Consider the following 11,236-nt stretch of genomic DNA (forward strand, 5'->3'; position numbering starts at 1 on the left):
GGCTAGGAATAGAAAGTCGGGGTCGGCAGGGCCTGGTTCAGCGCCCAGTCCCCCAGCTCATGGAGCTTGTAGTCCAATGGGTCGTGCAGGGTCTGGGTGCGCAGGTTGCGCCAATGCCGGTCCAGGCCCAGGGAAGCGTGGGTCGAGCGAGCCCCGGTGACCTCGAACAACCGGCTGCACAGCTCCAGGCCCTGGCGGCTGGCGGCGACCTTGGCGGTGGCGATGGCGGTGGCCAGGTGTCCCCGCTCTTCGGCGCCCAGGGCGGGGCCCTTGGCCCAGGCCTGGTCCAGCAGGACGCCAGCGCGTTCCACCAATAGGCGGATACCTTCCAGGGCCACCCAGAACTCGCCGTAGTGGCTGAGGATGTAGGGGTCTTGGCTGATGTCGCGGGCACTGGAGCGATGCCACACCCGGGTTTCGCCGAGGGTGTATTGCCGGGCCTCGGCGAAGGCGCCTTCGGCGATTCCGAGGAACATGTGGCTGAAGGTCAATTGGGCGATCAATGGGCGCAGGCAGGCGAACGGAGTGCTGAGCGGGCCCGGGTCCAGCAGCAGTTCGGATTCCTCGACCCTGACCCGCTCGAAGGTGGCGCTGCCACTGTCGGTCTGGCGCTGGCCGATATTGTTCCAGTCGTCGTGCAGGGTGATGCCGCTGCGGCCGCTGGGAATCGCCGCGATCAGCAATTTGCCGCCGTTGCTCTCGTCCACCGCCGAGGCGATGAGCATTTCCGAATCGCTGGCCCCGGAACAGAAGCTTTTCTTGCCGGAGAATTCGCGCCAGCCCCCCAGGTTCTTGACCACCGTGCGGGTGTCCAGGGGGTTGAGGGCATTGCCCCAGAACCAGTTCTTGCGTGCCGTCTGCTCGAACCAGGGTTGCCACTGTTCGGGGCGGGCGAACAGGCGCACGGTGGCCAGCATCAGGTGATGGAAGCCGAAGACATGGGCGATGGAGCTGTCGACCCTGGCGAATTCGCGAACGATCTGCAGGGTTTCGCTCCAGGAGGCGCCGAGACCGCCGAACTGGCGGGGAATGCTCAGGGCCAGCAGGCCGCTGTGGCGCAGGGCGTCGCGCTCGGCCTTGGGAGTGCCGCCGCGCTCATCGCGCTCGACGGCGCTCAGGGCGAACTCGGCGGCCAGCTGGCGGGCGGTCTGCAGGGGGGATAACAGGGCGCTTTGCGGTGTGGCAGTCACGCGGTGTTCCTCATTCTTGGCCGTCGCTGCGGCCGGGGAAGGTCGGTGCAGGAGCCGTCGCCTGGCGCCAGGGGCACCTGGCCACGGCCGACTGCGAAGCTCAGCGGTTGGGCAGTACGTCGTTGGCGATCATTTCGCCGAACGGCCCGGTCAGGTTGGTCAGGCCACGGCCGGCCAGGCTGGCGTAGGGCTCCGGTAGCAGCGGGAACACCAGTTCGGCGAAGCGGTAGGCCTCCTCCAGGTGCGGATAGCCGGAGAAGATGAAGCTGTCGATGCCCAGGTCCGCATATTCCTTGATCCGTTCGGCCACTTGCCGTGGATCGCCTACCAGCGCGGTGCCGGCGCCACCGCGTACCAGGCCGACCCCGGCCCAGAGGTTGGGCGCGATTTGCAGCTGGTCGCGGCGCCCGCCATGCAGGGCGGCCATGCGTCGCTGGCCTTCGGAGTCGAACCGCGCGAACGACTGCTGGGCGGCAGCGATGGTCTGGTCGCTGATGTGCTCGATCAGCCGGTCGGCGGCCTTCCAGGCTTGCTCTTCGGTTTCGCGCACTATGACGTGCAGGCGGATCCCGAACTTCACCTGGCGGCCCTTGCGGGCAGCGCGCTCGCGCACGTCGGCGAGCTTCTGCGCCACTGCCGCTGGCGGTTCGCCCCAGGTCAGGTAGACGTCCACCTGGTCGGCGGCCAGTTCATGGGCGGCCTCGGAGGAGCCGCCGAAGTACAACGGTGGATAGGGCTTCTGCACCGGCGGGTAGAGGGCCTTGGCGTTTTGCACATGCAGGTGCTTGCCCTGGAAGTCCACGGCCTCGCCTTGCAGGACCCGACGCCAGATCCGCAGGAATTCGTCGGTAACCTCGTAGCGCTCGCCATGGCTGAGGAAGCTGCCATCGCCACGATTTTCGTCCGGGTCGCCGCCCGTCACCACGTTGATCAGCAAACGGCCGTTGGACAGGCGATCAAGGGTCGCGGCCATGCGTGCCGAGACCGTGGGCGAGATGATCCCGGGGCGGATCGCCACCAGATAGCGCAAGCGCTCGGTCAGGGGCACCAGGGCCGAGGCGATGACCCAGGAATCCTCGCAGGAGCGGCCGGTGGGAATCAGCACGCCGTGGTAGCCGAGGCTGTCCGCAGCCTGGGCCACTTGCTTGAGGTAGTTGAGAGTGACCGGGCGCGCGCCCTGGGTGGTGCCCAGGAAATGGCCGTCGCCGTGGGTCGGGAGAAACCAGAACACATCCATGTTTGCTCCTCAGGCGATTTTCAGCAGTTTGTCCGGGTGCGCGGCGAACAGCGGCGCGGCTCGTTCGGCGGCCAGGCGGATGCGTGCCTGCAGCAGTTCGCTGGTGATCCGGTAGTCGCTGAAGTCGGCCTCGGTGGCATACACGCCGATCGGCAGGGTCAGGGCCTGGAAGAAGCTGAACAGTGGGCGCAACTGGTGGTCCAGGACCAGGGCATGCCGCTCGCTGCCGCCGGTGGCGGCCAACAGGACCGGGGTGTCCACCAGGGCGTTGAGGTCGATCAGGTCGAACAGGTGCTTGAGCAGGCCCGGATAGGAGCCGCGATATACCGGGGCCGCGACGATCAGCAGGTCGGCGTTCTCGATGGCTTGCAACTCGGCCTCCACTTCAGGCGGCAGTTCCTGGCGCGACAGGGCCGCACCTACGGGCCGGGCAATGTCGCCCAGCTCGATCAGGTGGCTGGCGATCGGCAGTTGGCTCGACAGTTCGGCCAGCAGGGCCTGGGTCAGGACCAGGGTCCGGGATGGACGCCAGGTACCACCGGAGAGAGCAACGACATTCAAGGGACGGGACATGGACAACTCCTTGGCAAAGACAGTGGCTCGACGAGCCATGGCAGGTGCCAGGCCCTGGAGCAAGAGCTGTACCAACCCCTTGTTAGCCTTGTGCCACGTGGCTTGCGCCTTGTGACCAAGGTGTGGCTGTTGTTGGACCAGCACTGTTTTGTTGATCGACTGTTGCCAGCGCAACAGTTGCCCTGGCAACAGTTGGATGACGGGATGCGGTTGTTATAAAGGCTGTTTTTTATTCCGTAAAAGAGCGTATTTCTCTATTTATAGAATTATTGTGAATATTGCTGTTGGTGGGTGTCGATTCATGAACAGTCGATAGCGACTATCGAGCGGGATGATTTTTGCCCCGCTCGGCCCGCGAGTAGCCTGGCTCCATCGTTCGCAATCTGCTCCAGGTGCCCGCCATGAAGGCTTTACCCGTGGTCTTGCTGTTGTTGCTTTCCTGTGTCCTGGCCGGTTGCGCCAGCCCTGGTGCTCCGGAACTGCGTCCCTATACCGCCCAGGAAACCCGCGAGCTGGCCCTGGAGGCCCTGAGCCGGCGCGGCTTGTCGTTCGAGGAATACCAGCAGAAGAAGGCCGAATTGCAGGAGCATTCGGCGACCTTCGACAACAGCGGTGAAATGAGCGCCCAACGTAGTATCAGTCGTATCCAGCCGGCCAGTTGAAGAAGACTGTACCGGTCGAAGTTTCCGTCAACTGTCCGTGGGTTTCGCTGTGGGCGTGGAGTAGGGTCGAAGCCTGACCAACCTGCTCCCGGATTCTTCAAACCATGCCGCTTGCCCCCGACCTGCTGTTGGCGTTCTCACTGTTTGCCCTGGTCACTTCGATTACCCCCGGCCCTAACAACACCATGTTGCTGGCCTCGGGCGTGAACTTCGGTTTCAGTCGCTCGATCCCGCATATCCTCGGCATCAGCTGCGGTTTCTTCGTGCTGGTGTTGGCGGTCGGCCTGGGCCTGGGGGCGGTGTTCGAGGCTTATCCACTGCTGTACGGCGTGCTGCGTTATGTCGGGGCGGCCTACCTGCTGTACCTGGCGTGGAAGATCGCCCGTTCCGGCCCGCTGTCCGATGAGCCACAAGGCCAGGGGCGGCCCCTGGGGTATTGGGGCGCCGCGGCGTTCCAGTGGGTCAACCCCAAGGCCTGGGTCATGGCTGTGGGTGCCATCAGCACCTATACGCCGCTGCAAGGCTATTTCACCAATGTGCTGGTAATCGCCGCGGTATTCGCCCTGATCAATGCCCCGACCGTCAGTCTCTGGGCGGCCTGCGGCAGCCTGCTGCGCAATGTGTTGCGCAATCCACGCTGGTTGCGCCTGTTCAACCTGGGGATGGCGGTGCTGCTGGTGCTGTCCTTGGTACCACTGTTGGTGGAAAGCCTTTGTTAAGTCCCACTTCAATTTTGCGGTCCTGGCCTGTTAAGCTGGCTGCCAGGAGCGTTCCTACGCACTTACAAGTGAAGTCCTCTTCCTTTAAGCATCTGATCGGGTATCGCTTCGCTGACTACCGTTGATGCGCCTGCTGCGAATGACGCGTCGATGGCTCTTCTTTTTCGAGCCGACCCCGGTCCTGGAACAAGCTCTGCAGGTTTTCAGCCATGAACACACGTCCTCTTTATCTTGATTACGCCGCCACTACACCGGTGGATGAGCGGGTCATCCAGGTGATGCTCGAGTGCCTGGGCTTCGATGGCAATTTCGGCAATCCGGCGTCCAGTTCCCATGCCTTCGGCCAACAGGCGCGCCGTAGCGTCGAGCACGCGCGGCAGCAGGTGGCGCAATTGGTCGGCGCGCAGCCGGAGCAGATCGTCTGGACGTCGGGGGCCACCGAGTCCAACAACCTGGCGCTCAAGGGCGTGATGCAGGCCCGCGGCCATGTCATCACCAGCCAGATCGAACACAAGGCGGTTCTGGATACTGCCCGGCAGTTGCAGGATGCCGGCGTGGCGGTGACCTACCTGGCCCCCGATGCCGATGGACTGATCAGCCCCGAGGCAGTGAGCCGGGCCATGCGGGATGACACCGTGCTGGTGTCGTTGATGCTGGTGAACAATGAACTCGGTACTCTCAACGACATCCCGGCCATCGGCCAGGTGGTCCGTGAGCACGGGGCCTTGTTGCATGTGGACGCCGCCCAGGGCGCAGGCAAGGTCGCCATCGATCTCGCCCGCTGGCCGGTGGACCTGATGTCGTTTTCCGCCCACAAGCTCTATGGCCCCAAGGGCATTGGCGCCTTGTATGTCGGGCCCCGGGCTCGCCAGCAATTGCAGGCACAGATCCATGGCGGCGGGCATGAAGGGGGGCTGCGTTCCGGGACGTTGGCCACCCACCAGATTGCCGCCATGGGTGCGGCCTTTGCTTTGGCGGGGGAGTCGTGGCAGGAGGAGACTGCGAAGATCGTCCGCCTGCGCCAGCGGCTGCTCGGGCAATTGGCCGATGTCGCCGGCCTGCGCCTCAATGGCAGTGAGACCCAGCGCATACCCCATACCTTGAGCCTGACCTTCGCCGAAGGTGGGTTCGATGCGACCGCATTGAGTGCATCCATGGCGTTTTCAGCCACGTCGGCCTGCAATTCGGCAAGCAATGCCCCGTCCCATGTGCTGTTGGCGCTGGGGCTCGATGCCCGGCAGGCCGGCAGGACCATTCGCCTGAGTCTCGGGCGTTTCACCACCGAGCAGGATGTGGACCGTGCAGCACAACTGATCAAGGCGTCACTCGCCACTGCTCCGGCATTCTGGGCCGGAGCCAAGACCTGAGGATCGGGCGGCCCCGATCTTCCATAACAATGATTAGCCGGTTAAGGAGACACAATGAGTACGCAGCCTTCGACCAACGCAGGGGTCCCCCAGCGCCTGGCGCATGTCCGCCAGTTGATGAACCGCGAGGGTATCCATGCCCTGCTGGTACCTTCGGCCGACCCGCATCTGTCGGAGTACCTGCCGGGATACTGGCAGGGGCGTCAATGGTTGTCGGGTTTCCACGGTTCGGTCGGCACTCTGGTCGTGACCGCGGACTTTGCCGGTGTTTGGGTCGATAGTCGTTACTGGGAGCAGGCCGCCAAGGAACTCAAGGGCAGCGGCATCGAGCTGATGAAGCTCTTGCCTGGCCAGCCCGGTCCCCTGGACTGGCTGGCGCAGCAGACGCCTGCCGGCGCTGTGGTTGCAGTGGATGGTGCGGTCATGGCGCTGGCGTCGGCCCGTACCCTGGGCGACAAGCTGGCCGAGCGTGGAGCCAGCCTGCGTACCGATATCGATCTGCTCCAGGAGGCCTGGAGTGATCGCCCGGCCTTGCCCGACCAACCGGTGTACCAGCACCTGCCACCCCAGGCCACGCAAAGCCGGGTGGAGAAGCTCGCGGCGCTGCGTGAGGGGCTGAAAGAGCGTGGTGCGGACTGGCATTTCATCGCCACCCTGGATGACATCGCCTGGCTGTTCAACCTGCGTGGCGCGGATGTGTCCTTCAACCCGGTATTCGTTTCCTTCGCCCTGGTCAGCCAGCAACAGGCCACCCTGTTCGTGGCCCTGGACAAGGTCGATGCGCAGCTGCGCGCGGTATTAGAGGCCGATGGCGTCAGCCTGCGTGATTATTCCCAGGTGGCGGCGGCGCTGGGTACGGTACCTGGCACCGCGAGCCTGCTGATCGATCCGGCACGGGTCACGGTGGGGCTGCTCGAGCACCTCGATCCACAGGTAAGGCTGGTCGAAGGGCTCAACCCCACGACCCTGGCCAAGTCGCGCAAGAGCCTGGCCGATGCCGAACACATTCGCCAGGCCATGGAGCAGGACGGTGCGGCGTTGTGCGAATTCTTCGCCTGGCTGGACGGTGCGTTGGGCCGTGAGCGCATCACCGAACTGACCATCGATGAGCGCCTGACCGCGGCCCGTGAGCGGCGTCCGGGGTATGTGTCGCTGAGCTTCAATACCATCGCGGCGTTCAACGCCAATGGCGCGATGCCCCATTACCACGCCACTGCCCAGGAGCATGCGGTGATCGAGGGTGACGGCCTGTTGCTGATCGACTCCGGCGGCCAGTACCTGGGGGGCACCACCGACATCACGCGCATGGTGCCGATCGGCACGCCCAGCGCCGAGCAGAAGCGTGACTGCACCCGGGTGCTCAAGGGGGTCATCGCGCTGTCCCGTGCGCAGTTCCCACGGGGCATTCTCTCGCCCTTGCTGGACGCCATCGCCCGTGCGCCGATCTGGGCCGACGGCGTGGACTATGGGCACGGTACCGGGCACGGCGTCGGGTATTTCCTGAATGTCCATGAAGGTCCGCAGGTGATCGCCTATCAGGCGGCGCCGACACCGCAGACGGCGATGCAGCCGGGAATGATCACCTCCATCGAGCCCGGGACCTATCGCCCTGGACGTTGGGGGGTGCGTATCGAGAACCTGGCGTTGAACCGCGAGGCGGGTCGCACCGAGTTCGGCGAGTTCCTGCGTTTCGAAACCCTGACCCTGTGCCCCATCGATACCCGTTGCCTGGAGCCTTCGTTGCTCACTGAGGAAGAGCGTGAGTGGTTCAATGCCTACCACGAAGAAGTACGGCAGCGCCTGAGCCCCCTGTTGCAAGGGGCAGCGCTGGAGTGGCTGCAGGTGCGTACCGCGGCAATCTGAAAACCAGCATCTCCCGTGCAAGGCGGGTGATGCCAAGGGGGCGTGTTCCCGGTGCAGGTCACCGGGAACACTCGGCCTTAGTGTGCGTCCAGTGCTTCGCGCACGAAGTCCAGGCGGTCCTGGCCAAAGAACAGCTCGTCTCCCACGAACAGGCTGGGGGCGCCGAACACTCCTCGCTGCAGTGCCTGCTCGGTCTTGTCCTTGAGCCTGGCCTTGACCTCTTCTTCATTGCTCAGATCGAGGATCTGCTGTGGATCGAAACCGCTTCGTTCCAGGACCTGGGTCACGGTAGTGGGCTCGTTGAGGTTTTGTTTGTCGACCCAGAGGGCTCGGAACAGGCAGTCGATGAAATCGACGAAACGTTCCGGCAGGCGCATCTGCACACCGGTGGTTGCGCGCATCAGCAACAGGGTGTTGATGGGGAAGTGCGGGTTGAAGTTGAGCTGCACCTGGTAGCGCCGGGCGAAACGTGCCAGGTCGTGCAGCATGTAGCGCCCCTTGGCGGGGATGCTGATGGGCGAAGCATTGCCGGTGGTCTTGAAGACGCCACCCAGGAGCATGGGTTGGTAGATCAACTGGCTGCCGGTCTGGGCACAGATCTGCGGCAGTTGGGTGTAGGCCAGGTAGGCGGTCGGGCTGCCCAGGTCGAAGAAGAACTCCACGCTTTTGCTCATGATCGGGTCTCGATGATTATTCTTGTAGAGGGTGCTTACCAGCGCTCGCTCCAGGGGCGCAGGTCCATTTCGAAGGTCCAGGCATCCCGAGGTTGGCTGTGCAGGTACCAGTAGTTCTCGGCGATATGCTCGGGATCGAGAATGCCGTCCTGGTCCTTGAGGGCGTATTTCTCGGGGAATGTGCTGCGGATGAAGTCGGTATCGATGGCGCCGTCGACTATGACGTGGGCCACGTGGATATTCATTGGCCCCAGCTCGCGGGCCATGCTCTGGGCCAGGGCGCGAATGCCATGCTTGGCTCCGGCGAAGGCGGCAAACCCCGCGGCTCCCCGCATCCCGGCGGTCGCGCCAGTGAACAGGATGGTGCCGCGCTGGCGGGTAACCATGCGCTTGGCCACTTCGCGGGCATTGAGGAACCCGGAAAAACAGGCCATTTCCCAGATCTTGAAATACTTGCGTGCCGTTTCCTCGAGGATGCTGCACGGCACGTTGGCGCCTATGTTGAATACGAAGGCTTCGATCGGTCCGAGTTGCGTCTCGATCCGCTCGACCAGGGCGATCACTTCCTCTTCCTTGCGGGCATCACAAGCGAAGCCATGGGCTTCGCCGCCCGCCTGCTGGATGCTCTGCACCAGAGGTTGCAGTTTGTCCGCGCTGCGCCGGGTTACGCAGGCGATGAAACCTTCAGCAGCGAAACGTTTGGCAATGGCACCACCCGTGGCATCGCCGGCACCAACCACCAGTACGACTTTCTTCTTGTTCAAGGTCATGAGGGGCTCGCTCTTTGGTAAACGATCGTTAGGTAAACGAACGTTATGCTATGATTTTTCAGTCGTCAAGAATGCCTAGGGGAGCTTTCAGGGATGCGTTATTCCGCCGGTCACAAGCAGCAAACCCGTGAACGCCTGTTGCAGAGCAGTGCGGTCCAGGCCAAGGACGAAGGTTTTTCCACCGTTGGGGTCGATGCCTTGATGAAGGCCATCGGCCTGAGCGGAGGGGCTTTCTACAGCCATTTCGCTTCCAAGGACGAGCTGTTCGGTTCGATTGTCGAGCGCGAACTGCGCCAGAGCCTGGAGCGCCTGGGAGGCAACGGTCAGCATGATCGAGAGAAGTTGCGACGCTGCCTGAAGCAGTACTTGAGCATGGCCCATGTGCAGCAGCCGGGAGCGGGGTGCGCGTTGCCCGCATTGGGGGCGGAAGTTTCCCGAGGAGCCGTCGAGGTGCGCCAGCAGGCCGAGGACCTGATCTGTCGATTACACCAGGCCTGGGCGAAAACGTTGGGCAGCGACAGCCTGGCCTGGTCGATCCTGGCGCAGTGCGTGGGGGCCCTGGTGGTGGCGCGGATGCTGGTGAGCCCGAGCGTCCAGAGCCAGCTCTTGGCCGGCAATCATGAACAGATCATCGGGCAGTTGGAGCGCCTGCCCCTGGACTGAGATGCCGGGTTATTTGCAGATGACGATCATGCTACGGCTGGTATAGCCGGCAGGGTTCAGGCCGAAGGGGTAGTCCCCTGGATCTTCGACCGCATCGCCGGACTTGGCGATCACCTTGTAACCTTTCGGTCCGCAGGACTCGCTTGCCTTGGTGTAGCACTTGTCCCAAGAAGAGGACAAACCCGAGCAATTGATATGGAGTCCTTTTTTACCCCGTTTGACTTCAGTCTTGCTGGTGGTTGCCGCACAACCTGCAATGGCAAGTATGGTCAGCAGAATCAAAAATCGTTTCATCCCCGTCCTTATCGCTAGCCTCGGATCTGATGCCCGAGTGTGACTGCAGTATCTGGCGTCTTTTGCGTTGGCGATATCCCTGTCCGACAACTTCCTGGGTGACGTTGAACAGCCGGCTAAACATGGCCTAATTGAGCGTCAATTACTAGAGTTGCTTCTCAATCAGCTGCAACTAATGGCTTTGAGTCGCGGCGCATGGTCAGGGTGGCCCCAATGGAAGCGAGGATGATGCAAACGATTGCGGCCCATTGAGCCAGGGACAGGTGTTCATGCAGGAACAACAGGCCGGAGAGTGCACCGAAGGCTGGCTCGATGCTCATCAGGGTGCCGAAGGTTCGTGCGGGGATGCGGGTCAGGGCGACCATTTCCAGGCTATAGGGCAGTGCGGTGGACAATACGGCCACCCCTAGCGCCACGGGAATCAGTGAGGGGGTGAGCAGTGCCGCGCCGGCATGGGCGATACCTGCGGGGGCGACCAGCAGTGCTGCGATGAACACGCCAAGGGCTGCTGTCTGGATTCCGTTCTCGGCCCCGGCCTTTTGGCCGAAGAGGATATAGAGCGCCCAGCAGATCCCCGCGCCCAATGCATAGCTGGCGCCGACCAGGTCGATGGCAGTCTCGGTGGCTCCGGTCGGGATCAATAGCACCAGGCCGACGATCGCCAGGGCTATCCATAGAAAGTCTTGTGGCTTGCGCGAGGCGCAGAGAGCCACGGCCAGTGGGCCGGTGAACTCCAGGGCCACGGCGATCCCCAGCGGCACGCTGCGCAGGGACATATAGAAAAGGAAGTTCATTCCACCTAATGCCAAGCCGTAGACCAGTACCGTACGTAATGTCTTGCCGGTGAACTTGGCGCGCCAGGGCCTTAGCAGGAGCAGCATGATGATGCTGGCGAAAACCAGTCTGAGGGCTGTGGTGCCTTGCGCGCCGACAATGGGGAACATGCTCTTGGCCAGGGAGGCTCCTGATTGGATCGAGGCCATGGCAATGAGCAGCAGGCCAACCGGAAACAAGGTCGAGGCGAGGCTGCGTGGATGGTCGTTCATGCAGAGTGTCCAGAATATGGGAAGGAAAAGGTACTCGGGCAATGATGCTCAACTAATGGTGGGTGAGCAATATAGTGCGCAAACTCTTTTTCACGCTTCCATATAGACGTGTTGAATGGGGTGTTTTGCGTTGAATCATAGAAAATGCAAATTAATGCTTGACGGCAGATTCTACAGG

The 11,236-nt window shown here is 62.8% G+C and carries 13 protein-coding genes; 5 read left to right on the forward strand and 8 right to left on the reverse strand.

The window, feature by feature from the left end:
- Nucleotides 1-2: 2 nt before the first annotated feature.
- The 3 genes from ACK6AU_RS29925 to msuE form a co-directional block, all read right to left on the reverse strand.
- On the reverse strand, nucleotides 3-1,190 hold the full coding sequence (locus ACK6AU_RS29925) for an acyl-CoA dehydrogenase family protein (protein WP_185701031.1): 1,188 nt from the start codon (nucleotides 1,188-1,190) through the stop codon (nucleotides 3-5).
- Between the two features lie 100 nt (nucleotides 1,191-1,290).
- Complete coding sequence (gene ssuD / locus ACK6AU_RS29930; protein ID WP_409303248.1) at nucleotides 1,291-2,427, reverse strand: FMNH2-dependent alkanesulfonate monooxygenase; 1,137 nt, start codon at nucleotides 2,425-2,427, stop codon at nucleotides 1,291-1,293.
- A gap of 9 nt (nucleotides 2,428-2,436) precedes the next feature.
- Nucleotides 2,437-3,000 (reverse strand): FMN reductase, encoded by a 564-nt coding sequence (msuE, locus tag ACK6AU_RS29935; RefSeq protein WP_085596676.1) that lies wholly within the window; start codon nucleotides 2,998-3,000, stop codon nucleotides 2,437-2,439.
- A gap of 401 nt (nucleotides 3,001-3,401) precedes the next feature.
- On the opposite strand from msuE, the gene ACK6AU_RS29940 reads away from it, so the two are divergent.
- The 4 genes from ACK6AU_RS29940 (at nucleotide 3,402) to ACK6AU_RS29955 (ending at nucleotide 7,611) form a co-directional block, all read left to right on the forward strand.
- Nucleotides 3,402-3,662 (forward strand): hypothetical protein, encoded by a 261-nt coding sequence (locus tag ACK6AU_RS29940; RefSeq protein ID WP_185701032.1) that lies wholly within the window; start codon nucleotides 3,402-3,404, stop codon nucleotides 3,660-3,662.
- A gap of 104 nt (nucleotides 3,663-3,766) precedes the next feature.
- Nucleotides 3,767-4,381 (forward strand): LysE family translocator, encoded by a 615-nt coding sequence (locus ACK6AU_RS29945; protein ID WP_185701033.1) that lies wholly within the window; start codon nucleotides 3,767-3,769, stop codon nucleotides 4,379-4,381.
- A 209-nt stretch (nucleotides 4,382-4,590) separates the two neighbouring features.
- On the forward strand, nucleotides 4,591-5,748 hold the full coding sequence (locus ACK6AU_RS29950) for an aminotransferase class V-fold PLP-dependent enzyme (protein WP_409303251.1): 1,158 nt from the start codon (nucleotides 4,591-4,593) through the stop codon (nucleotides 5,746-5,748).
- A 54-nt stretch (nucleotides 5,749-5,802) separates the two neighbouring features.
- The gene (locus ACK6AU_RS29955) at nucleotides 5,803-7,611 is read left to right on the forward strand and encodes an aminopeptidase P family protein (RefSeq protein WP_409303253.1); all 1,809 of its coding nucleotides are present in this window, start codon (nucleotides 5,803-5,805) and stop codon (nucleotides 7,609-7,611) included.
- 77 nt (nucleotides 7,612-7,688) lie between these two features.
- Here the strand turns inward: ACK6AU_RS29955 and ACK6AU_RS29960 are convergent, their stop codons facing one another.
- The gene (locus ACK6AU_RS29960; RefSeq protein WP_409303255.1) at nucleotides 7,689-8,285 is read right to left on the reverse strand and encodes a 2-hydroxychromene-2-carboxylate isomerase; all 597 of its coding nucleotides are present in this window, start codon (nucleotides 8,283-8,285) and stop codon (nucleotides 7,689-7,691) included.
- 35 nt (nucleotides 8,286-8,320) lie between these two features.
- The gene (locus tag ACK6AU_RS29965; RefSeq protein WP_409303257.1) at nucleotides 8,321-9,055 is read right to left on the reverse strand and encodes an SDR family oxidoreductase; all 735 of its coding nucleotides are present in this window, start codon (nucleotides 9,053-9,055) and stop codon (nucleotides 8,321-8,323) included.
- Nucleotides 9,056-9,148: 93 nt separating this feature from the next.
- On the opposite strand from ACK6AU_RS29965, the gene ACK6AU_RS29970 reads away from it, so the two are divergent.
- Nucleotides 9,149-9,718: a TetR/AcrR family transcriptional regulator gene (locus ACK6AU_RS29970; RefSeq protein WP_409303259.1), complete on the forward strand. Its 570-nt coding sequence runs from the start codon at nucleotides 9,149-9,151 to the stop codon at nucleotides 9,716-9,718.
- A 9-nt stretch (nucleotides 9,719-9,727) separates the two neighbouring features.
- Here ACK6AU_RS29970 and ACK6AU_RS29975 read toward each other — a convergent pair whose 3' ends face one another.
- The 3 genes from ACK6AU_RS29975 to ACK6AU_RS29985 form a co-directional block, all read right to left on the reverse strand.
- Nucleotides 9,728-10,012: a hypothetical protein gene (locus ACK6AU_RS29975; RefSeq protein ID WP_185701039.1), complete on the reverse strand. Its 285-nt coding sequence runs from the start codon at nucleotides 10,010-10,012 to the stop codon at nucleotides 9,728-9,730.
- Between the two features lie 158 nt (nucleotides 10,013-10,170).
- Entirely contained in the window at nucleotides 10,171-11,058 is an 888-nt protein-coding gene (gene rhtA, locus ACK6AU_RS29980; RefSeq protein WP_185701040.1) for a threonine/homoserine exporter RhtA, read from the reverse strand.
- On the reverse strand, nucleotides 11,055-11,236 hold a 182-nt coding region (locus ACK6AU_RS29985), incomplete at its 5' end, for a hypothetical protein (RefSeq protein ID WP_409303262.1). The genes ACK6AU_RS29985 and rhtA, both read right to left, overlap by 4 nt.

The sequence above is a fragment of the Pseudomonas sp. KCJK8993 genome (genome assembly GCF_046230915.1).
Taxonomy (GTDB): domain Bacteria; phylum Pseudomonadota; class Gammaproteobacteria; order Pseudomonadales; family Pseudomonadaceae; genus Aquipseudomonas; species Aquipseudomonas piscis.

Coding starts and splice junctions, on each gene's coding strand:
- ACK6AU_RS29960 (WP_409303255.1), bottom strand. CDS start 8,285: ATGAGCAAAAGCGTGGAGTTCTTCTTCGACCTGGGCAGCCCGACCGCC.
- ACK6AU_RS29970 (WP_409303259.1), top strand. CDS start 9,149: ATGCGTTATTCCGCCGGTCACAAGCAGCAAACCCGTGAACGCCTGTTG.
- rhtA (WP_185701040.1), bottom strand. CDS start 11,058: ATGAACGACCATCCACGCAGCCTCGCCTCGACCTTGTTTCCGGTTGGC.
- ACK6AU_RS29950 (WP_409303251.1), top strand. CDS start 4,591: ATGAACACACGTCCTCTTTATCTTGATTACGCCGCCACTACACCGGTG.
- ACK6AU_RS29955 (WP_409303253.1), top strand. CDS start 5,803: ATGAGTACGCAGCCTTCGACCAACGCAGGGGTCCCCCAGCGCCTGGCG.
- ACK6AU_RS29940 (WP_185701032.1), top strand. CDS start 3,402: ATGAAGGCTTTACCCGTGGTCTTGCTGTTGTTGCTTTCCTGTGTCCTG.
- ACK6AU_RS29975 (WP_185701039.1), bottom strand. CDS start 10,012: ATGAAACGATTTTTGATTCTGCTGACCATACTTGCCATTGCAGGTTGT.
- msuE (WP_085596676.1), bottom strand. CDS start 3,000: ATGTCCCGTCCCTTGAATGTCGTTGCTCTCTCCGGTGGTACCTGGCGT.
- ACK6AU_RS29965 (WP_409303257.1), bottom strand. CDS start 9,055: ATGACCTTGAACAAGAAGAAAGTCGTACTGGTGGTTGGTGCCGGCGAT.
- ssuD (WP_409303248.1), bottom strand. CDS start 2,427: ATGGATGTGTTCTGGTTTCTCCCGACCCACGGCGACGGCCATTTCCTG.
- ACK6AU_RS29945 (WP_185701033.1), top strand. CDS start 3,767: ATGCCGCTTGCCCCCGACCTGCTGTTGGCGTTCTCACTGTTTGCCCTG.